Raw genomic sequence first — 21,997 nt, 5'->3', positions numbered from 1 at the left:
ATCTGCTCAGCGAAGTTCCAAAGGTGGCTCGATTCCCGGCGGGCTCATCGTCGCGGCGATGAACACCGCATCAAACCGAGCCGCCTGCATGATGGTTGCGCCGGTGAGATCATCGAAGCTCTGCACCTCTAAAGAATTGCCCTTAGTCATAGCGCCGAAGACCGCGAAGTACAACTCTGCTCCTGGGTATCGTTCACGAAGCTCCCGCGCCACGAGACCGACGACGTCAGCATGCTTGACCTCGAAGTCGCAAATTACGATCACCGGCGCTTCCACCGATTCAGGGTAGTGGGACTCGGCCGCGAAGGTGATCTCATTCCGAACGCGGTTGCACCTGAGATACCCGATAGAGCAGCGATTGAACTGGGCGGACGCCAGGAAGGTCGCCATGACCAAACCCGCCTCGTTGATTCCGACGCAGATGTCCGCGTCAAGCCGTCGCCCGAGACTCTTGATCTGTCGCATCAACCGCTGCACCCCAAACCCGAAGGTGTTCCAAGTCAAGTCGAGCAGTTGTCCCGGATTTGGGTTCGGCAACGAGAACACGGAGATCGCCGGATTTCCATTGTCGATCGTCGGCACGACTAGGTTGAAGTCCGGCCCTACGGCATTGTCGGTCGTATTCGGGCCACCGACCCCGGCGCCGCGCACCTGGAGTAAGTCGCTGGCAGTGTTGGACGGATGGTCACCTGCAGCCTTCAGCGCTAACTGATCTTCCGGGGCCAGCTTCTCGTACGCCTCCTGAACAAGGTCACCCGCGAAAATGAACTCACTAGCAGTTCCGTGCGGTCCAAGTCCGTACGCTTTTGCCAGGATAAGCAAGCTTGCAAATGACGGCGGAGAGCCGACTCCAGAAGCTCCCCGCGTTCGCGCCCAACTTTCCCAGGCATTGATCGTGGTTCCACCTAGCGTCGTCTGATTACCAGCGACCTCGTTGTAGCGGACGGCTGCTTGATCTTGCGACAGCCCAGCAGAGTACCGGAACGCTTGAATACTAGGCAGATCCCGATGCCGGTTCATCAACTCACGGGCTGCGGCTTTGACGGATCCACAGGAGGCAAACAACTCCCTGCCCTGTTTCGCAAGTTCTCGCCCGCGGGCTTGAGGTGACCCACTCTGGTTATTCGCCACGTTTGCGCCCCCCCGTCGCCCCGTTTGCGGCTCACCACCGGCGGACCGCTGACGTCCACACTACTGGTACCCATTGCGGTGGGCAACTTAGCCGAGCGTGGACAAAACCCCAGGTCAGAGCAGCACAGACACCCGAGGGAAACCGGACCGCGTCGCAGGTGCGCGAAAGCCGCAGCCAATGGGACGGTTATCCGGGTTGATCAAGACCCGTCGAGTACGTAAAGGCCTAGGCCCGCAACCAAGGAATAGCGCATGAGCACCTGGCCCGGCCAGCAAGCCCACCTTGGCGACCATGTCGGCATAAGATTCAGCGACCGCGGTGTACTCGGTGTCACCGCAGTCGTCCTGATCGGCGCGGACCCGGGCGTCGCCAGCCATCCCCAAACCGTTGACGATGCACTTGAAAAGCTCGAGCGCGGTGACGGTGTGGCCCCCGCGCAGGATCTCCGACACCAGGCCGCGGAGGACGGCGACGGCCATGCGGCCCTGACTAGCACTGGCTTACTGCTGAACCGAATACAACGAGGTCCCGATGCCACGGTTCTTGAGGACCGGGCGGACTTCGGGTCACTGCCAAGCTCATTCCGATGGCGCCGGAGTGCCGCTGTTGCTCTTAAGCGCACCCGGACTCATACCCTCGACGACAGTGAAGCACGCTGGCGCGGATTTCTCGCCGCGACGGCAACCATCATGAGTTCGCCTTCGAACAATCACGCACGTGTCCACCGAGTCCATCGCGCCATGTTGGCAGCGACGCGCGTGCTCGCGCCGACGGAGTCGCTGCGGGACATGATCGACGTGGCTTGTTCGCGGCGCGTCCGCCGCCACAGAACGTCCGCTGCCGAGACTGTCAAACCCAGCCTTGCTGAGGCAGTGGGTCTCACGACGCTGCCGGCGGGACGATGTCGCACTCGGCAGGTGTGGCTGGAGTCGCCGCCAACAGCAGGATCGACGTCCCTGGTGTCAGCGGGCGATCTGCCTACCACGCCAACCGAATTGCCATCCTCTGGACTCCTCCCCGCAGGCATTGTCGCTCCTAGCGTCAACCGCGTGACGGCGCGCGACACGAGCGACTATTTAGGCGCCGTCTCCGTGTTCGCTGGCACGAGGCAGCGCGAGTCAAGAAGTCTTGATCAGGCCCATCCGATCAGCCAACCCGCGTACTTCGCGGGCCACCTTCTCGCGCCGGGCGCGGGCAAGCATCGTAGAAATGATGTCGCGTACGAACGGGTTCGTCCGCGTACGGATTCGCCCAAGTTTTTCAGCGCGGATCAGAAGCGCCAGCACCTCCTCGTCGGGGCGGCGGATGCCGTACAGCGCGCGAGCGTGCTCTATCAAGAAAGTCGTGCGGCGAGAGTCGATCGTCAGGTCGGCAGGATCGAGAGTCGCAGCAAGGCGCGCGGCTTCAGCGTGGTCGCCTCGCTCCAGCGCGGAGGAGATGCGCCACAGCACGACGTTGGCCGGGCCGAACAGGAGGAAATTCCGGTTTCCGAACTCGACGTGCTCGGCCAGGCCGGCGGCCTCATCGAGGGCGGCCGCGGCGTCCCCGCCAAGCACGGACTCGGTGTATCCCGTGGTCAGCGTCAGCGCACCCCGTACGTCATAGGCGTCGGCGGGCACATAGCTCAGCGCACGTTCGGCGAGTTTGCCTGCTCGCTTATGCGCACCGAGGCCGGACAGCGCCTGAGTGCGCGCGAACTCGGCGAGCGCGATCCAACCGGGCTCACCGAGCCGCGTCGCGGCCTCGTGGCCACGTTCTGCAGCGATCCATGCCAACTCGAAGGCACCCAGCCCTTTAGTCAGCAAAGCCGTGGTGTGCGTCGCGGTAACCAACGACCGAAGAGCTTCAGGCTTGCTGGCGTGCGTATGGAGAGCCGACAGCAGATCCGGGAGACGTCTACCGACCTCGGCGTCCTGGTTGGCCTGCCGCAACGCGGCCAACAGCTGCGTCTCGGACAACAACTGGCCAAGATCGCCGAATGGGGCCTCAGCGCCGTCAAGGTCGGTACTCAGCAGCGCATCACGGATGGCCGGGATGGCGCTATCAGCCTGGGGGTCGCGGATCTCCAGGCCGTCGCCGGTGATGTCAGACAGGCTGACCCGCAGAGCGCGAGCGATCGAGACGATTGTCGACCGCTTGTCGATCTCTTTGAGGTCATTCTCGACTTTGGACAGGTACCCCTTCGACAACCCCGACAAGCCCGCAAGTTGGTCGAGGGACAGGCCGCGCCAGCGGCGGAGGCGGCGGATCGTGGTGCCCATCGAGTCCATGGGTTCAGCTTACCTAGCTGGGTTTCCCGCTGGGAAACCTTTGTGACCTGCGTCTTCGTAACATCACTTACTATGTGTAACCCTGCGTCTACCTGCTGGACCGTCGAGGGTGTCGATTCGCAGGGCAACCCGGCTGTCCTCGCGGTGGTGCGCGACGACGGCCGGATCGCGCTCTTCAGCTCGACGGCGCCAAGGGAACCGGTCTTGCTCAGCGCAGATGCTACCGCCGAGCTGCGGAACCAGCTCGGCGCTGCCCTGACGGTCTCTCTGCGTGAGGCACGCACGAGCAAACGGGAAGCGACGTCATGACCGGTGACGCGGATCGCGAACAGACAATTTTCCGACGCGTCGGTTGGCGTCGCACCACGGATAGCCACATGCCCGACCGCGTCCTCCGCTCCACGGCGGTGGCCATCGTGATCCGGCTTCTGCAACGTCGTCGGGAACGGCGACGACTCGCTGTCATCCGGGCGCGGCACGCGCTCGTCTCGCTGCCGACCGTCTGCTGGCGCGACGATAGCTCCGAGTACCTCGCCCGAGTCCGGCTGCAGGAGATCACCGCAACCGTCGACCGAGCACTGCGCCTTCTCCACGGCTCCTCAGATAGCACGCTCGCCTTGAAGTACGCCGACGCTCGGCTTACCGGGTTCCTGCAGGGCTGGAACGACCCTGAGCTGATCGCGCCCAATGAACTTCCAGAGATGTACCAGGGCCTTATCGCCGCCCTGCACAGCCTCGCTCTGCGACTTGCAGCAGAGAAGGACGGGTGCCGGCACGCGCACATCACACTCCTGACCGGTCCGCGCGCCTCGACCGCCAGCAATCGCCAAATCCGCGGCGCTCGAGGCGTTCCAGCCATCCCGATACCGAACCAACCAGGTGATCATGGACAATCCGTCACTCACGCCAGCTATTGCCGATCATCCAGTCACGGCAACTTCCGCGGTCGAATCCGCTGAGACCACCTCGCCGGGCACCGGTTTGGCGCCCGGGTTCGTCCCAGCCCGACTAAAGTTCGGCGTCGAACTACCGAATGGGCGCACGGTCGGTGAGACCGATCGCGCCGTCCATCTCATCCGCGTACCTGCCGGGGGTTCGATACCTGAGCACCTCACGGCCCTGTGCGGGCTGGAGATCCGGCCAGACCACGCCGAACACGTCAATGTCGGAACCGGAATGCCGTGCGTGCCCTGCGTCATCATCGCCGCTAGGCCGGACGACGTCGCGCTCTCTGAGATGACGGACCCGCAATGATCAGTCTCCGGATGAGAGCGAGCCGGTCGACGTCAGCGGACGCCGCAGGTAACGACGTCGCCTGGGCAGGTCGAGCCCGAGAAGGAGCGCGCCGATCGGCCGTCACGGTGGTCGAGGAGCGCCGATGACGGCCAGCGACTATGACCACGAGCTCGGCAGGAAGGACGCGGCCGGGCTACCCGGGTCGATGCTCGCGGAGCTGGACTCCTTCGTCGGGCGTAGCGAGCTACTCGGCCACCCTCGACCGACGGTCACTGCCACGCGGGAGCCGCATCTATGACTGTCAGCGACGACGACCTCCATTTCGCTAGCCGAGACGCGCCCAGTCGCACCGAATCGTCGGTGCCGGTGGAGCTGGACTCGTTCATCGGCCGCAGTCGGTTGCTCGAACGCGGCAGGACGCTGCTGAACAGCCACGGCACTCGGCTGGTGACGTTGACAGGCTTCGGCGGAGTGGGCAAGACCAGGCTTCTGCTGCGCCTTGCCCACGAGCTAACCGCCTCCCGCGGATACCCCGACGGTGTGTTCGTGGCCGGCCTGGCCGAACTGCGTGAGGGCGGTGACCGGCTCTATGCCGCCGTCGCTGACGCGCTCCACATTCAAGACAGCGCGTCGACGCCGGGACTGGACCGGCTCCGCGACTACTTTCGGGATCGGCAACTGCTGCTGATGCTGGATAACTGTGAGCATCTGATCGGTGACATGCCCGGCACCGGTCCGGTGCCGACGCTGTTGAACACGCTGCTGCAGCAAGCCGCGGGGCTCCAGGTCGTGGCAACCAGCCGGGAGCGGCTCGGCGTGCGGGGCGAGCGCCTGCTACTGGTTCCGCCGTTGTGCGTCGGTGACGAGGACCGCTGTGACTGCGGCGCCGACAACGGTGGTGTGCATGATGCATTGCAGCTGTTGATCGACCGCGCCGCCGAGCTGGGCGTCACGATCCGCGAACGTGACTACGACACGGCGGCGCGCTTGTGCCGGCGGCTCGACGGAATCCCGCTCGGCATTGAACTGGCCGCGGTACCGCTGGCGGGCAACGCCATGACGCTCCAGGCTCTCACCGAGCACGCTGACCTGTTGTCGCTGCTGGACCGCGGGACATCCGGCCAAAGCAACCACCAGACGCTGCATGCCATGGTGGACTGGTCCTATTCACGGTTGCCCGAGCCTGAGCAGAAGCTGTGGGCGCTCGCCAGCATGTTCGAGGGCACCTTCGACCGCGAGGCCATAAAGGCGATCGGCCTCGACAACGGGATCGTCGAGGCCGAGGTGCAGCCCCTGCTCATCAGCTTGGTGGGCAAGAACGTGCTCAAGGGCGTCGAGCGTCAGAACCGGCTGCGCTACCGCATGCTGGAGACGATCCGTCAGTACGGCCAGCTGGTCGTGGAATCCGGTCAAGCCCCCCGATCACGCCAGGCCTACACGTCCTATCTCGAGACGCTCGCCGAGCGAGGCACCCGGGAATGGCAAACGCGGTACCAGCTCGAGTGGATGCTGCGGTTGAACGAGTTCCGGCCGGACCTGATCGCAATCCAGCGGCACCTCCTCGCCACCCGGCAGACCGCGGCGCGCGGGCTTGAACTGGCGATCCACGTGACACAGACCTGCGCGTTCATCTTCGGCGGCCGGCTCAACGAGAATCTCCGTATGCTCGGCGCCGGGCTGGCACAGCATCCTGACGCTCCGAGTGCGAACCAAGTCACGGCGCTCTCACTGGCTGCGTGGATCGCGCTGATCCAAGGCAACCATGAACGCGCTGCACCTCTGCTGTCCCACGCTGAGGCCGCAGCCACTGCGCTTGGCGTCGCCGACGACTTCGGCCCGCTCGACGTCGCTCGCGGAACGTGGCTGTGGCTGGCCGAGCAGAACCTCACGCGGGCGCGGAGGGCGCTCACTGCGTTTCGCGGGGCAGCATCGGCATTTCGCGCCGCGGGCGCCAAGCCTGACGAGTGGATGGCACGGCTGTTCCTCACGATGTCGGCCGCGTCGCTGGGTCGTCTTGATGTCGCCAAGGCCGAGAGCGTGACCTTGCTGGCGGACGCGGAAGCAGCCGAAGCTCCGTGGTGCATCTCCTGGGCCCTGTGGTGCCGCGCGCTCGTCAAGCTGCTCGACGGCAAGCCACACCAGGCCACCGAATCGGCCCAAAAGGCGCTGTGTATCCAGCTAGATATCGGCGATGCCTGGGGACCCGTGTTGAGCCTGTGGCTGCTCGCGTTGATCGCCGCGCGGCTCGGCGACTACGAGGCCGCCGCGCGGGTGCTGGGCGGTGCGCAGGCGCGGCAACTGGCGACGCAGGCCACTGTGCTCCAGACGGGGCCATTCCTGCGGCTGCAACGGCTGGCCGAGGCCGCGGGACGGCACGAGCTCGGCGACGACGAGGTCGGCGACGACAGGTGGACCATTTTCGTCACCTCCGGGCAAAACTCGTCCGCGGACGAGATGCACGCCCTGGCCCTGGGTCCGCTGGGAACGACACCGCAGCCGACGACTCCGCGAGACGGGCTCTCCCCTCGCGAGTTCGAGGTCGCCAGATTGATCGCGAAAGGCTTGACCAACAAGGAAATCGCCGGCCACCTCACGCCGATCACTCCGCGGACCGTCGGCGTGTACGTCACGAATATCAACCACAAGCTGGGCACGAAAACCCGGGCGGCGATCGCCGCGTGGTACCTCACCATGGTTGCCCCGGCTGCGGGGAGACGGAACCAGGACTCGCCGTGATGGTTGCACCCGTCGTCGACCCCGGATCGTTAGCCCAGAATTGCCGGTAGCTCGCCGTAGCTCCAAGGGATCATCACCGGTTGTCGCCGCGCCAGCTGGTCCGCCTCGACCGCCAAGCGAGCGTTCGGGAACCGCCGGGCCAGTGCGCCCCACGCGCTCTCGGCCTCGATGGAACCCAGCAGCGCACCCAAGCAGTAGTGGATGCCATAGCCGAATGCCAAGTTGGGCTCGGTCCGATGGACGTCCAGCTGTTCAGGACAGTGGAACTGGCGATCGTCGCGATTGGCGCTCAAGAGAGAGATGAGCACGATCTCACCCGCGGGGATGGTAGTCCCGTCGATGGTGATCTCTTCCGTGGTGAACCGATGCGTCGTGGTGGCGACAGCGGATTCGTGCCGGGCGAACTCCTTCACCGCGCGGGGCAGCAGTTGCGGCTTCTGCGCCAGCTCACGATACAGCTTCGGACGTTCCAGGAGACCTTTGATGCCGTTGCCGATCAGCGCGGTCGTCGTCTCGTGCCCGGCGACGAACAGCAGGAGCAAGGTGCCCAGCAGCTCCTCCTTGCTGAGGCGATCCTCGGCCTCGGCGTCCTGGACGAGCGCCGAGAGGAGGTCATCGCCCGGGTTCGCCCGCGCGGTCTCGATCAGCTCGACAAGGTATGTGTACATGTTCTCCGAGGCCGCGCGAGCCCGCTCCGGATTGTCCTCCATCAGGGCAAACGTCCACGCGCGCAACAGCCTGCGTTTCTCCTCCGGCACACCGATCAGCTCACAGATCACGTTCAGCGGCAGCGGGAACGCCAGATCCGTGATCAGGTCGACCTCTTCCCCCTTGGGAAGCTCGTCCAGCAGTCCGCTCACCATCTGCTCGATCCGCGGCCTCATCGCCTCCATCCGGGTCCGGGTGAAGTGCTTCTGAAGCAAGCCGCGCAACCGCGTGTGCTCCGGGGGATCCAAGAAGATCATGTGCTTGACCTTGAACATGGCGCTGAGCTCAGGTTCCACACCGTCCACAGTGAGGTGCCGGTTCAGGATCGCGACTAGCCCCGCGCCATCCTTCGACAACCGAGGATCACCCAGCGCCGCCCGAGCTTCCGCGTAGCGAGTGATGACAAACACCGGAATTTTCTGGCCGCCCCACGGGAGCATTGCGGGATGGACTGCACCTTTTTCTCGCAGTTCCTTCGCGATCCTGTGCGCGTGGTTCCACCAGTCACGGCCGAAAATTGCGAGCTCCAACGTCATCGCGGTGCCTTTCTTGTACGTGACCCGCTCTCGCGTGCACTGCGGCCGCATCGCGTGATGCGTGTCGGGATGCGCCTCGGACACCATCTGCCGGTGACAGCTACTTTGGCTGCCGCCGGCATGTAAGGGTCGCCCGCGGCCGTGTCCAGTCGGATGAGCAGCAGCGGCTGCACCCTCCGGCTCGTGCCTGCGACGGTCTCGCGGTGGGTCTGAGGCCGGTGCGGCGCGCCGCTCGTTGCCCGCACGCACTGGATGCGTGCACGTCAAAGGGTCGCCGATCATCGCCCCAGGCACCATTAGGAAAACCACATAGGCGCGGCTGTTCAAACCACCTACCGGGTTGGCCGGCACAAGTATCCGTCACCGCGAAATCGGGTAGCTGTGCCCCGTACCCTGCCCTAACAGGCGCGGCTCCGGTTCCTCCCTCAGGTGATGTCGACCGGGCGAGGTCGACGGCGCAGACCGGCGACGCAGACAACTTCGCGATGACAAGCCTGAGCCTTCGCGTCACACAGGGGCCCGTATATGTGAAACCACATAGCCCATACGCGTGAGCTACAAAGTGGCCTGCGAAAAATTCGTTCGTTGTGTTGACACGGCGGACTTCTGCTCTATCGTCGTCTAGGTTGATAGGCCCCGGAGCGAACACCACGTTTCAGAGAATCCCACCGTGCTCGATTCCGGAACTGATTTTTCCAGCGTCATGCCGCGCCGTACCTGTTTGTGCCAGCAGTGGCATCGACCCTGTGAACCCAGTTGACCTCGGGATCAGCTTCCGACGAAGGACGCCATGACATCCGCCGACAACCACGGCCAGCCCGCGACCCCCGCCGACACAACGGACACCGCACGGCCGCGACGAGTCGATCACCGGGAACGGTGCTCACCGCACCGGCCGACGGCCGGTATGGCGCTCACCGGTGTCGATGTCGGCGCTCTCCAGGTGCCCGTCACCGGGACCTCCGCATACGCGAACAACAGGCGCGGCCCCCGCGGAACGGGGCAGGCGCCCTCAGCGTCCGGTCACCCCCAGGCCGGACCGGAAGGTGGGGTGGCAAACCCTCGACGGCCCTCGCGGCGCCCGCGACGTTCCTCCGCGTGGCTGTGCCACCCCACCTCTCCCTCTCGTCCTCGCTGGGCTTCACGGCCAGATTGCTCCCCGCGTCGACAGCAGCCGACGCGGCGATGCATCGGTTCCGCAGCTCGTGTGGTCGGGAGTTTCACGACCGCGCTGTGCCGGCCGTCCGGTGTCATCGCCTCGACTGGGCGCCGCTCGTGCGCATCATCCCGTCTTGGCCGGCGGCGAGGGCGCGCGCCTGCCTATGCAGGCTCGCGGCGACGCTTTATGCCAACGGTGTCACGTCGGTATGCGCCGCTCCCGCCCGCGGCGCGGAGGGGCGAGGCTGAGCACGGTCCGGCGCTCCCGGCGGGGCGGCCCACGCCTCGCGGCGCGCGAGTGGTCGCGGCCCGCCGTTGCGCGCGACTCCAGCCACCTGGCCCACGACGTCGTCATGCGTACCTCCTGGCTTCTGTTCCCTCCATCTAGGACATTCGGGACTCGATCACTCATGACTCACACGACACCCACGGGCATCCGGTCCGCTGGCCTCAAGCTCGTGGCGAGCGCGGCCGAGACGATTGCCACCGCTGCCCGGGCCAACATCGACCGGAACTGGCACCGCGGACACGACCACGACGAGCTGCAGCACGAAGTCGTGCAGCTGCGGCGCCAGATTGAGCAGCTGGCCCATGGCCGCGAGCTCGCGTTGACAGCGGTCGCCGGTCAGCTGGAGGCGCTCTTCCGCGGCGAGCAGCCGCCGGCATGGTCCGAGGCCAAGGACGAGGGCACCGTGGATTCCGCAGCTGCCGACGTGGTGCGGCTGGTTGGCATGCTGCAGGATCGGGAGGCAGGCATTGTCAGCTCCGTCGTGTCGCTAGCGCAACGGTGGCAAACCGAAGCACAGAAGATTGAGGACCTTGCCCTCACGATCCTGAAACGGCATGAAGACGACGCGGATGCGCTTCAGGATTACTTCAGCATCAGCCACGCCGCTGCCACGCAAGCACGGGCCGCGCAGTCACTGGTCGTGCTAGCCGGCAAACGCACAGCTCGGCAGTTTGCGGAGCCGCAGCCGCTGGACAAGGTAGTCCAGCACGCCTCCGCGTACATCGTCGACTACCAGCGTGTCCAGGTGGAGGGCACTCCGGGCGTAGCGGTGATCAGCGTCCTGGCGGAGCAGCTGATTCACCTGATCGCCGAGCTTCTGGCCAACGCCACGCGGGAAGCACCGCCCAGCACGCCGGTCACCGTCACGTTCGAGAAGGTCGACGTCGGATGGGCGATCACCATCCATGACGATGGTCCGGGCCTGGGCGATCGGCTGCGGTGGGCGCAGGACCGCGTGTCCGGACAACGACGGGTCGGGTTGCACGAGCTGGGCGCAATCCCTGAGACCGGGCTTGCCGTCGTTGGGGCGTACTGCCAAAAGCACAAGTTCCGCGTGCACCTCGACAGCACGGCCAACGGCGGCGTCCGCGCCGTCATCACGGTGCCCCAGCACCTGCTCGTTCCGGTCGTCGCCAGCCCGGACCTCCCGGTGCCACCGGCGCCTCGACAGCCGCCCCTTACCTCGGCACCGTCGGAACCTGCCGCCCCAGGCAAGCACCGCGACCTCGGACCCGAGGCCATTCCCACCGGCGGGACAACCCGCGGCGGGCTACCGATCCGAGTCCCTCAAGTCCCTATACCGGGCAATTCGCCGACTACGCCAACGGCACCGCCGCATGCCTCGGCACCCGACCCGGCCGCCGAAGGCGACCTCATGAAGGCGATCGTGCGGGGCTCGCTTGCCGACCCCGCCACCACCACCAGCGATGCGCCGACCACGATCGACGGGGAGGAACCGCGATGACGTCCGATGAGGACCGTTGGAAGCTGGCGGAGCTGACCCGGATCCCCGGCGTACGGTTTTGCCTGGTGTTTGCCGTCGACGGCATTCTTCTGACCAACACCGCCGACATCGACGAGGACGGCGCTCAGCGGATCGCCGCAGCCTGCTCGGGTCTGCTTTCGCTGGCGACCGCCTTGAACAAGGACATCGGCTTCCAAAGCCCGCTCTTGCAGAACTTCTCCCGGTGGTCCGACGGCTACGTGTTCGTGCGCCGCGCCGCCGACAAGACGTCCCTGGCCGTGGTGACGTCCGAGACCGCCGACCCCAGCCTCATCGCTCACGCGATGGCCGAGCGGATCCAGCGGATCGGCGAGTCCGCCTTAAGCACCCCCGGCCGCGCCCCCGCCGGTGCCTGATGTCCCCGACCGACCATGGGTTTCGGCCGGGCCCGGTCAAGACCTACGTGCTCACCGGTGGACGCACCCGCCCGAAAGCCACCCTGCCTGCGGAAACCCTCATCATCGCGCTCCGCAACGCCCCTGTGTCTGCGCGGACAAACCGGCAGCAGCGGGATCTGCTGAGGCTGTGCCGCGGACAGCTGGGCCTCGCCGAAGTCGCCGCCCACCTCAAGCTGCCGATGAGCGTGGCGCGGATCCTGGCCTCGGACCTCATCGACGCGGGCTTACTCGGCGTGCGGGACCCCGGCCAGGACACCAGACCGAAACTCGAACTGATGGAGCAGGTCCTTGCCGGACTCCGCAAGCTGTGACCGCGCCGACATCGCGTACGTACCGGAGACGGTGATCCAGTCGGCGAAGCTGATGGTCGTCGGGGCCTACGGTGTCGGCAAGACCACTCTGATCGAGACGGTCAGCGAAACCCGGCCGCTGCACACCGAAGAGCCGATCACCGACGCCAGCGCAGGCATCGACTCGCTCCACGGTGTCCCCGACAAGGTGACCACCACCGTCGCCCTGGACTTCGGCCGGATCACCCTCGACACCACCGTGCTGTTCCTGTTCGGCACACCGGGGCAACAGCGGTTCTGGTCCGTGTGGGAGGACCTGGCCGAAGGTGCCATCGGTGCCCTGGTCCTGATCGATCTACGCCGCATCGAGGACAGCTTCGCCGTGCTCGACCAACTCGACACCAGCCGGAGCCGACTTCCCTACATCATCGCCGTCAACCGCTTCCCCGGCACGCGGGACTACGCCGACGACGAGGTACGCCAGGCGCTCGCCCTGCCCGAGGCAGTGGTGGTGCGCTGCGACGCCCGCGACCACCGCTCCTCGGTCGACGCGCTGATCGCCCTGGTTACCCATGCAATGACCTGCCACGACTCCGCGGAGGCCCGACTCTGATGACCACGCCCAAGACCGGCTGCCCCCTGGAGAAGCTGAACGACCTCACTCCGCTGTCGGCCACCACGACCTGCCCCGACCCGGCGGCCGCCTACCAGCGGCTCTGGACGGACTGGGGAGGACCGGTCGCAGCGGTCGAGCTGGAGCCCGGGATTCCGGCATGGCTGGTGATGGGCTACCGCGAGCTCCGGGCCGTCGTTCGCAACGAACAGCACTACTCCCGCAACTCGAAGAACTGGCGACTGCTCGCCGACGGCCACATCGGAGCGGATTCAGGGCTGGCGCCAATCATGTTCCCCCGAGACAACGCCTACTTCTCCGACGGCGCCACGCATCGCAGATTGCGTGCCCCGCTCGTCGACGGGCTCGCCAGGATCAGCGAGCATCGCGTGGCCCGCGACGTCGGCGAGACCTGCGACCGGCTGATCGACCGGCTGCCCGCCGATGGGCAGCTCGACCTGGTGGCGCAGTACGCCGCACAGGTTCCGATGCTCACCGTCGCCGGACTGTTCGGCATCGCCCCCGACCTCGGCGACCGGCTCCAGACCTGCGTGATCGCCCTGTTCGGCTCCGGCGAAGACTCCGCGGAACGCTTCCACGAGATGGAAACCATCCTCACCGGCGTCATCAATGAACACCACACGGCGCCTGCGGAGGACCTCACCACCGCCTTCCTGCACCACCCCTGCCATCGTGACGACGGTGAAGTCCTGGCGTCGATGCTGCTGATGCTGGGCGCGGGCTGGGAAACCCTGCAGGTGTGGATCGCGCAAACGCTGCGGATCATGCTCACTGACCCCCGCTTCGACGGCAAGGTGCGCGGCGGGCACCTCGGCATCGACGACGCACTCGATCACGTGTTGTGGGCCGATCCGCCGATGGCCAACCAGCCCACCCGATGGGCCCTGACCGACACCGTCGTCGGCGGCCAGCGCATCGCCCGCGGCGACGCCCTGATCCTCGGGCTGGCGGCAGCCAACAACGACCGCTGGGCCGGCGCACACGACCGTCATGACCCCGGCAACCGTGCCCACCTGGCCTTCGGCGTCGGACCGCACGCCTGCCCCGCCCAGCGCACCAGCCGCATCATCGCCCGCACCGCCGTCGAGACGATCCTGCACCGCCTACCCGACGTCCGCCTGGCCGTGCCCGCCACCGAAATCCCGCTCCACCCCTCGCCCTGGACCCGCGGCCCGGCCCGGCTACCCGTGACCGCGACCCGCGCCCTCGGCCAGGCAACGCCCGTTCCGAGCCCGCGCTCCACCGAAGCACCACCGAACCGATGACACACACCAACACCGCACAGCCTGCACCAGCTCGCCGACGCGCCACGACCGTGCCGACGTGGTGGCAGCCCTGCGGCGTCGATCGAGAGCGGATCAACCTCGCCTACCTCTACGATGCGTTCCGCGAAGCCAAAGACAGCGACGGCTGGCTCGCTCCGACCGTGAAATTCGCCCACGACAACGAACTCGACGCAGCTCTTCTGCTCGGCACACGGGTGCCGGACGCAGGGTTCGTGTTCCGGTCCGAACAGGCTTTTCTCGACCGCGCAGCCACCTATCTTGCCACCCGCCAACGCGTCAGCAGCATCGTGGTCGCCGGCGCGGGCCTGCCACACATTGACGGCGACGACGATCTGCACTCGACGGTCCGTCGCGGCGAGGCCATCAGCCGCAACCGCGCGCAAAGCTCAGCTCGCACCACGGTGATTTATGTCGAACGCGACCCGCTGACGCTCGCCCAGCTGCGCACCATCGCCGACCCCGACGACGGCGTCCACGTCGTCGACGCCGACCCCTGGGACCCGGACGCGATGTGGAACACCCTCTACAACACCGCCAGCGAAAACCCCGGTCTCATCTGTTCCGACTTCGAACGCGTGGCGTTGCTGCTGGGCGGCGGAGTGATGTCGTTCTATGGCGGCAGCCGTGCCGCAGCCGCCCAGGTCGTGCAGACGCATCTCGCGCGGTTGCCAGCCGGCAGCTTCGTGGCCATGACCCACCTGTTCAGGCCCGAGCACCCCGGTCTCGCCGCCCAGGCACAGCAGTTCGAGTACGCCTTGCAATTCCTCGGTCTTGGCGCCGGGTGTCTCGCGACCGAAGCCGAGATTCGGGCGATGATCGACGGCACCACAGTGCTCCCGACCGGGATCGTGCCCGCGTTCACCTGGTATCCCGAAGGACCGCCCACGGGCACACCAGCGTGCGGACACTTCACCGCCGCGGTCCTCGCCCAGAAACCCTTCCCTCACGACGACATCCCCGAACCACCACGAACACCACCGCCGAGACCTCCTGATTTCCTCGCCGTCCGCGGCCCCTTGTCGCGGACGGCTGGGGATCCGGCGCCGGCCGTCCTTGCACGTACTCCGGCTACCTGAGAAACGACCGCCGGCAGTCCGGACTCGACCGGCCACTAGCGGTGGCCGGTCACAGCTCACGCACCCGCAGGCCCCACACGGACCCCGCGGGTCGTGCGGTGCCTGGCTGCACACCTCCATTCCCGTGCGCAGCCAGGCATCTCCACCACTACGGTGCTCCGCCTTCTGCGGCTGCACCACAACTGATTACCGAGAAAGGACCCCTCTGCTCGTGCGTCTCAGAACGACAGTCGCATCGACACTGGCACTGCTGTCGGTGCTGACCGGCGTCTCCACCGCGGCCGCCGCCCCACCACCGCCGACCGACACGGTCTCCCCTCAGCTCGTCGGCGGTGACCCGGCATCGCAGGCCTACGCCGGCGCCGGCTCCCTGCAGCTGCTCGACCACGGCGACCCGAACTGGCATTCGTGCGGCCTCACCTTCATCGACCAGGGCTACGACGAGAACGGCAACCCCGCGTCGGTGGCGGTGACTCAAGGCCACTGCCTCACCAACGAACCGTCGCTGCCCGAGCAGGCGCGGATGCCCGCCCAGGTCAAGGCCCGGTTCGTGGCCCTGCGCTCCGCCGCAGGCGACCCGGACATCGACCGCAGCGACCCGACGATCTACCACGCCCGCTTCGGCTCGACCAACCGCCTGCACGGCGGCCTCGTCCGCAACGGCACCGAGATCGACGTCCCGCCGGGCTGGCGATGGGGCTACCCCGACGCCGACGGCTGGATCTGGGACATCGCCCTGATCCGCCTCGACGGCCACCTCGACGGCATCCGCGCCGCCCGCATCGCCCCGGCCCAGCCCCGGCTGCCGGCACGCTCGATCGGCTGGGGCACCCGCAACGTCGACCCCACCACCTGGACCGGCCCGGCCCCCACCGACCTGGCCCAGCTCGACATCCCGCTACTGCCCAGCACGAAGTGCGCCGACGGCGGAATCGGCACCGGCGAGCTCTGCGGCGGCGTCCCGCCCACCGGTGGCGGTGCATGCACCGGTGACTCCGGCTCCGGGCTCCTGCAGAAGCACGGAACGACCTGGTACCTGATCGGGACCGCCTCCCGCGGCGCGAGCCCGTACTGCGGGGTCGCACCGACCATCTTCAACAACGTCTCCGCCTACGAGCCGTGGATCACCCAGCACGCCCACCAGCTGCTGCCCGGCCGTCCCAAGGCCACCACGCACACGGCCCTGCCCGCCACGCCCGCCACCTAACCCCCGAACATCCCGACGCGGTGTGGCCACGGCACCTCCGATGCTGTGGCCACACCGGCCGCCGGATGGACGGCCTCGGCGACGGCCCAATCCCGCCACGAAAGCACACCGACATGCCACGACTCACCACAGCGACACCCGCTCACCAGCGCGCACAGGATGGCGAACGCGTCCATCCCGACATCGAAAGCCCCCGCCGGGACGCCGTCGTCGACTACCTGCTTGATGGCTCTCTCAACACCGCCATCGACCGGATCTTCGCCGACCGCCTCATCGCCGAACACCCGCAGCTGCCTCGGCTGGCGATCGCGGCCGCCGCTTGGGACCGTGCCGCCGCCCAGGCCATGCTCGAGCACGGGCTACGCCACTTTCTCGTTCTCGGCACCGGCGGACTGCCCATCTGGGCCCATTCCTCGACATTGGCTGACCTGCACGACGCCGGCGCACGGATCATCGTGATCGAACACGACCCGGTCACCCGGAACCTGCACGACCACATCGACCGCGGCGCCGCCGCCGGCCGCGCCCAGGTCCTCAGCCTGCCCGCCGATCGCCACCACGACCTCGCAGCAACGTCCTCGGTCACGGACCTGCTCACCGCCGGCGCGCCGATCGGGATCCTCGTCACTGGGCCGCTCCGACCAGCCGGGATCCGCCTCGCCACCATCCTGGCGCTGCTCGACAAGGCACCGCCTCACAGCGTCGCGGCGATCACCCAGCTCACCGACCACGGCGCGGGCGTCCCGGACGGCACCGACGTGTCCCTGCTAGCCAGGCGCTTCGCCGAGGCCGGCATCCCGCTCGCCGTCGAAGACCGGCTCGTAGCCGATCAGCTCCTCAGCAACATCGCGCACCTGCCGGCGCACTCGGTCGCACCGGCCGTGATGGACCGAGACGCGGTCGCCCGCGTTCTGCGCGTCGGGCTGGTCAGCCGCCGTCACTCACCCACCTCAACTGCGGCGCCCCGGCCGTCCACGCAACGGGTCCTCGACGTCGACGAACTGGGAGATTGCCGATGATCTCGAGTTTGGCCCGCTTCGGTGGCGTTGTCGTCGTTGGCCCCGTCGAGACCGCCACAGCCGGGGACGTCGTCGCGGCCTACGAGCACGCGGCGTTTCCGGCGCCGGCGATCGGGGCGCAGCTCTACCGGCACCCGACGACACCGCCCCGCCAGACCGCCCCCATCAAGGCCGTCTTTCTCGAAGTGGACAGGCTTGGCTGCCGTGTCCTGGCGTGTGCAGTGGCGCTCATAGTTGTGTTCGCTGTCGGCTCGTCGGCCCCTGCGGTCCCGTGATCGGCGGTGAACGGACTCCCTCTCCTGAACCAGACGTGCGCGTTGTGCAGCCACACCGCCGCGCCCGCCGTCCTCCTGGACGGCCCGGGCATGACCCAGCCCCTCTCCCTCTGCAACACCTGTCTGACCACCATGCAGCAGTTCACCGAATACACCTGCGTCCACATCGACCTGAACCACAGCCAGGCCCAGCCCACCGCGGCCGACATGCTCGAGACCCTGCGCCGCGAATGGGATGTCACCAAAGCCGGCTTCGCGCGATCCGTCGGCTACACCCACGCCCACGTCTCCCGCGTCCTGACCGCAGAAACCAGCATCAGCCCCCACTTCGCCCACAGCGTCCAAGAGGCATTCGGGCTCCGCGCGCTGCACCTGCTACACCGCCAAAGCGCCGACCAGCTCAAGATCATCGCCCACACCGCTGCGTCGTCGCGGTCAAACCCCCGCAAAGGCAACACCGTCGATGTCGATGAAGCCCAGATCGAGGAGAACTATCGCCGCCACACCCCCATCCACGAAATCGCCCGGAGCAACAACATCTCCTATGGAACGGTCTGGCGCATCCTCGACAAACGCGGCGTCCCTCTCGAACCCTTCGGCGGCCCCGTACCGGGCCGACCTGCCGGCGCCGAACGCGGCCTCCGACCCCACCGATCATCGCACTGACCCCATCGCGCCTCGCACATTCCGCGCCGAGCGCATCCCCGGAGGCCACCGACCCGTCCGACGCCACCGGCATCACCATGAAATGACGAACTCGCATGGACTTCCTGTTCACCCGGATGCTGTGCTCGGCCTACCCAACCTGTCGGGCGGGAAGGTGCCGCCCGCACCGACCTCGCAGCTTGACCGTCCCACCACAGCCACGATCCGCCTGCCCGCCGCCGCTCTGTCACACCGAATCCGCACCACGTAGGAAGTGTCGTCCCATGCCGGTCCCATCACATCCCGCCGGTTCCACCAGCGACCCGACTACGCCGCCGTTTCCTGGCCTCGACATCTCGTCGGCGGCTCAACCGTCCCTTTCGGACACAGCGCTGAAAGTCGCTGCACGCCAATGGACACCACCACCACTGGATCTGGAGAACGTGCACCCCGCCCGTGTCAGGGACCATTTTCTGGGAGGCGATCAGGCTTTCGCGCTTGATCGAGAGTGGTGTGCCCAGGCGACGCACCTCGTGCCGACTCTGCCGCGGACATACCGCGACGAGCGTGACTTCCTGCACCGAGCGATCCGCTTCGCGTCGCGACAGGGACACATTCACCGGTTCCTCGTCCTCGGTGCCGGACTGCCCTACACCAGGCCCATTCACGACGACGTCCTCCCGCATCCCCGCGGCATGGTGGTGTACGCCGACCACGACGAGTACGTCACCGCGCATGTTCGCCTGGTCGAACCCGAGCTACCGCAGATCGCCGCTGTTCGAGGGGACTTCCTGGAACCCGGAACGATCTTCTTCGACGACGCGGTCCGCACACTGCTCCGCCACGGTAGCCCGATCGGCCTGGTACTCACCGGAGTGCTCGAGACGGTCGCCGACACCGACCAGGCGACTACGGCGTTGCGCTGCTACACCGAGCGGCTGCCCGCAGGCAGCGTGGTGATTGCCACCCACGCCACTGTCGAGGGCCTCGACGCCGGCGACACCGCGGACGCCACCCTTGCGGAACACCGGCGCATTCTTTGCGACACCTACGGCAGAACCGCCCACCGGCCGCCGCAGCACCTCCGCACCACGGAGGAGCTGCGCCAGATTCTGGGCTGCCTCAGACTCATCCCGCCCGGTATCACCCACACCTCGGCCTGGCACAACCCCCGCCTCGCGCACGGAGATCGCCCCGTCGAATCGTTGTGCCTGGCCGCCGTCGCCCACCTGCGCAGACCCAGAACGCCGCCCTCGTCCGCGGGCCACCTCCGGAGCGTGGACGGTGGCACGCGATGAACGACGCCGCAAGGCCCGACAACGTGGCAACGGCAGCCAGCCCGGCCCGCCTCGACTGCGCCTCGCTCGACCACGACAGCGGTAAGTACCAGCGGGGCGTACAGACCGCTACCCAGCACAGCCCTGCACGGCCGACGGATCCATTGCCATCGGGTCCTCGCCAGCTGCCGCCCGTCACCGCACATTTCGTCAGCCGCGCTGACCAACTCGCCGACCTGGACAGACTGGTGACGACCCCGGTACGCGAGGCGGAGCAGGCGGCGAGCGTGGCGGTGGTCATCGGCCCCGGCGGTGTCGGCAAAACAGCGCTGGCAGTGCAGTGGGCCAGCTCGCACACCTCCCGCTTCCCCGACGGCCAGCTCTACGTTGACCTGCGCGGCTTCTCCTCCGACAGCACTGCCGTGACACCAGTCGACGCGCTCGGCCTGTTCCTTCGCGCCCTGGGCACCCCGCCGGACCAGGTACCCACCACCCTGGCCGAACGGGTCAGTGCATATCGCACGATCACCGCCGCGCGACAGGTCCTGCTGCTGGTGCTGGTGGACAACGCCACCTCGGCCGAGCAGGTCCGACCGTTGATCCCCACCTCGACCCGCAGCGTCGTCCTCGTGACCAGCCGGCTGCAGCAGGACGGCCTGTTCGCCGACGGCGCCCACCTGGTGAAAGTCCCGCCGCTGCCCCACGCCGACGCGGTGGCGCTGCTGACCCGGCTCATCGGCGAGCACCGAGCCGCGCGCGAGCCCGACGCGCTGGCCGAGCTGGCCCAGCTGTGCGGTCGGTTCCCGATCGCGTTGCGGGTGGCCGCGGCCCGGCTGATCACCCGGCAGCGGTGGTCGGTGTTGCGCGTGGTGACCCGGCTCCGGGACGAGCGGTCACGCCTGGCTGCGCTGTCACACCCCACCACCGCGGCCGATTCCATGACCGCGTTGTTCGACTGGTCCTACCACTACCTCGAGCCCCACGCAGCTGAGCTGTACCGGCTGCTGGGCGAACTGCCCGCGGCGGAGTTCGGGGTGGGCGTCGCGGCAGCGGTGACAGGGCTGACCGAGCCCGAGGTCGGGCACGGCCTGCAGGTCCTGGTCGACGCGAGCCTGCTCGAGGAAGTCGACCTCGACCGGTACCGCTTCCACGACCTGGTCCGGCTGCACGCCCGCACCCAACCCGACCAGCGACGATACGAGGTCATTCCCCGCGCCGGCGCCTGGTACCTGCAGGAAATGACCCGGGCCAACCTCGTCATCATCCCGGCATCGATGCGCTGGCGGGTCAGCCCCGTAGCCGGGCAGCTGGCCGGCGAACCCGCCAAGTTCGACACGGACGGCGCCGCCCTGGACTGGCTTGCCCGCGAACTGCCGAACGTGCTGGCGGTACTGGAGGAAGGCGCTGCCGACCGGCACGATGAGCTGGCCTGGCAGCTGTGCGAGGCGTTGTGGGAGCTGATGCTCTACCGCAAACCTCTCCCGGAGTCGCTGCGCGCGCACGAACTCGGGATCACCGCGGCACAACGCTGCGGCAACCCCGTCGCCGAGTCCCGGCTGCGCCACCAGCTCGGCCGCGTGTACCTGGACCTCGGCCAGTGGGATTCAGCCGAGGCACAAACCCGGCACGCCATCGAGCTGGCACGAGACGCAGCCGACCGCCGCACCGAATCCGCAGCCGTGGAACAGCTGGGAAGGGTCGCCCAAGCACGCGGCGACGTCGACACCGCGATCGCGCACTACCGCACGAGCTTGGGCATCGAGGCCGACCTCGGCATCGACCGCGGCGTCGCGGCTCGGCACCGCCGGATCGGCGACGCACTGCTGCAGGCCGGCCGTGACGCCGACGCACAACCGCATCTGCAGACCGCCCTGGAGATGTTGACCAAGTTCGGCGACGACAAAGACCAAGCTCGGGTCACACTCGGCCTGGCCCGGATCCACGCGCGCGCCGGACACCAGGACACCGCTGTCGCGCTGCTGACGACCGCGCGGCAGGTGCTGCGCCGGACCGGCTCGGCGGCATACGAGGCAAACGTCCTGGTCGCCCTCGCCGAAGTCGCCCAGCTCGACGGCGGCATCGATCAGGCCCGCGGCTACCTGTCCGAAGCAGTCGAGGTACTCCAGGACCTCGGCGGGGACTCGCTGGACCGAGCCCTGGCAGCACTGGCCGCCCTCGACCACGCCGATCCACCCCGCGCCGAGGGGAACCCCGGGCCGGCGTGACCACCTCCACAAAGACGGCCGCGCCTGTCGCCGGCTCGACGACCTCATCACCCAGCTCACCACCCTCGACAACCCTGTCGCCACACGCGACCTCAA

The 21,997-nt window shown here is 67.5% G+C and carries 18 protein-coding genes; 14 read left to right on the top strand and 4 right to left on the bottom strand.

From position 1 onward, the window contains the following. Nucleotides 1–6: 6 nt before the first annotated feature. From M8542_RS36530 to M8542_RS36520, 3 genes are all read right to left on the bottom strand, one after another. Complete coding sequence (locus M8542_RS36530) at nucleotides 7–822, bottom strand: hypothetical protein (protein ID WP_257924902.1); 816 nt, start codon at nucleotides 820–822, stop codon at nucleotides 7–9. A gap of 423 nt (nucleotides 823–1,245) precedes the next feature. Next, entirely contained in the window at nucleotides 1,246–1,611 is a 366-nt protein-coding gene (locus tag M8542_RS36525) for a hypothetical protein (RefSeq protein WP_257924901.1), read from the bottom strand. Between the two features lie 639 nt (nucleotides 1,612–2,250). Beyond that, the gene (locus tag M8542_RS36520) at nucleotides 2,251–3,402 is read right to left on the bottom strand and encodes a helix-turn-helix domain-containing protein (protein ID WP_257924900.1); all 1,152 of its coding nucleotides are present in this window, start codon (nucleotides 3,400–3,402) and stop codon (nucleotides 2,251–2,253) included. 305 nt (nucleotides 3,403–3,707) lie between these two features. Here M8542_RS36520 and M8542_RS36515 point away from each other — a divergent pair, with 305 nt between their 5' ends. Next, on the top strand, nucleotides 3,708–4,361 hold the full coding sequence (locus M8542_RS36515; protein ID WP_257924899.1) for a hypothetical protein: 654 nt from the start codon (nucleotides 3,708–3,710) through the stop codon (nucleotides 4,359–4,361). 571 nt (nucleotides 4,362–4,932) lie between these two features. Next, nucleotides 4,933–7,374, top strand: a complete 2,442-nt coding sequence (locus tag M8542_RS36510) for a LuxR C-terminal-related transcriptional regulator (protein ID WP_257924898.1) — start codon at nucleotides 4,933–4,935, stop codon at nucleotides 7,372–7,374. Between the two features lie 29 nt (nucleotides 7,375–7,403). Here the strand turns inward: M8542_RS36510 and M8542_RS36505 are convergent, their stop codons facing one another. Continuing rightward, nucleotides 7,404–8,705: a cytochrome P450 family protein gene (locus tag M8542_RS36505; protein WP_257924897.1), complete on the bottom strand. Its 1,302-nt coding sequence runs from the start codon at nucleotides 8,703–8,705 to the stop codon at nucleotides 7,404–7,406. A 1,529-nt stretch (nucleotides 8,706–10,234) separates the two neighbouring features. Here M8542_RS36505 and M8542_RS36500 point away from each other — a divergent pair. From M8542_RS36500 to M8542_RS50465, 12 genes are all read left to right on the top strand, one after another. Next, entirely contained in the window at nucleotides 10,235–11,530 is a 1,296-nt protein-coding gene (locus M8542_RS36500) for an ATP-binding protein (protein ID WP_257924896.1), read from the top strand. Continuing rightward, nucleotides 11,527–11,925 (top strand): roadblock/LC7 domain-containing protein, encoded by a 399-nt coding sequence (locus tag M8542_RS36495; RefSeq protein ID WP_257924895.1) that lies wholly within the window; start codon nucleotides 11,527–11,529, stop codon nucleotides 11,923–11,925. Before M8542_RS36500 ends, M8542_RS36495 begins: the two co-directional genes overlap by 4 nt. Further along, nucleotides 11,925–12,278 (top strand): DUF742 domain-containing protein, encoded by a 354-nt coding sequence (locus M8542_RS36490; RefSeq protein WP_257924894.1) that lies wholly within the window; start codon nucleotides 11,925–11,927, stop codon nucleotides 12,276–12,278. The genes M8542_RS36495 and M8542_RS36490 overlap by 1 nt, the downstream gene beginning before the upstream one ends. Before the next feature lie 52 nt (nucleotides 12,279–12,330). After that, nucleotides 12,331–12,870 (top strand): GTP-binding protein, encoded by a 540-nt coding sequence (locus M8542_RS36485; RefSeq protein ID WP_257924963.1) that lies wholly within the window; start codon nucleotides 12,331–12,333, stop codon nucleotides 12,868–12,870. Then, nucleotides 12,870–14,156 carry a cytochrome P450 family protein gene (locus M8542_RS36480; protein ID WP_257924893.1) on the top strand — a complete coding sequence of 429 codons (1,287 nt, stop codon included), beginning with the start codon at nucleotides 12,870–12,872 and terminating at the stop codon, nucleotides 14,154–14,156. The genes M8542_RS36485 and M8542_RS36480 overlap by 1 nt, the downstream gene beginning before the upstream one ends. Beyond that, nucleotides 14,153–15,253, top strand: a complete 1,101-nt coding sequence (locus M8542_RS36475; protein WP_257924892.1) for an SAM-dependent methyltransferase — start codon at nucleotides 14,153–14,155, stop codon at nucleotides 15,251–15,253. Before M8542_RS36480 ends, M8542_RS36475 begins: the two co-directional genes overlap by 4 nt. Nucleotides 15,254–15,464: 211 nt before the next feature. Then, entirely contained in the window at nucleotides 15,465–16,460 is a 996-nt protein-coding gene (locus tag M8542_RS36470; protein ID WP_257924891.1) for a S1 family peptidase, read from the top strand. A gap of 113 nt (nucleotides 16,461–16,573) precedes the next feature. Further along, nucleotides 16,574–17,479, top strand: a complete 906-nt coding sequence (locus tag M8542_RS36465; protein ID WP_257924890.1) for an SAM-dependent methyltransferase — start codon at nucleotides 16,574–16,576, stop codon at nucleotides 17,477–17,479. Further along, the gene (locus M8542_RS36460; protein ID WP_257924889.1) at nucleotides 17,476–17,754 is read left to right on the top strand and encodes a hypothetical protein; all 279 of its coding nucleotides are present in this window, start codon (nucleotides 17,476–17,478) and stop codon (nucleotides 17,752–17,754) included. The genes M8542_RS36465 and M8542_RS36460 overlap by 4 nt, the downstream gene beginning before the upstream one ends. Before the next feature lie 90 nt (nucleotides 17,755–17,844). Then, entirely contained in the window at nucleotides 17,845–18,420 is a 576-nt protein-coding gene (locus tag M8542_RS36455; RefSeq protein ID WP_257924888.1) for a hypothetical protein, read from the top strand. A 263-nt stretch (nucleotides 18,421–18,683) separates the two neighbouring features. Then, nucleotides 18,684–19,697 (top strand): SAM-dependent methyltransferase, encoded by a 1,014-nt coding sequence (locus M8542_RS36450; RefSeq protein ID WP_257924887.1) that lies wholly within the window; start codon nucleotides 18,684–18,686, stop codon nucleotides 19,695–19,697. Nucleotides 19,698–19,924: 227 nt separating this feature from the next. Further along, nucleotides 19,925–21,901 carry a tetratricopeptide repeat protein gene (locus M8542_RS50465; protein ID WP_257924886.1) on the top strand — a complete coding sequence of 659 codons (1,977 nt, stop codon included), beginning with the start codon at nucleotides 19,925–19,927 and terminating at the stop codon, nucleotides 21,899–21,901. Nucleotides 21,902–21,997: the final 96 nt, after the last annotated feature.

The organism is Amycolatopsis iheyensis (genome assembly GCF_024703995.1).
GTDB lineage: Bacteria > Actinomycetota > Actinomycetes > Mycobacteriales > Pseudonocardiaceae > Amycolatopsis > Amycolatopsis iheyensis.
The sequence above is the reverse complement of the archived record's forward strand: the minus strand, read 5'-3'. Positions and strand labels throughout refer to the sequence as shown.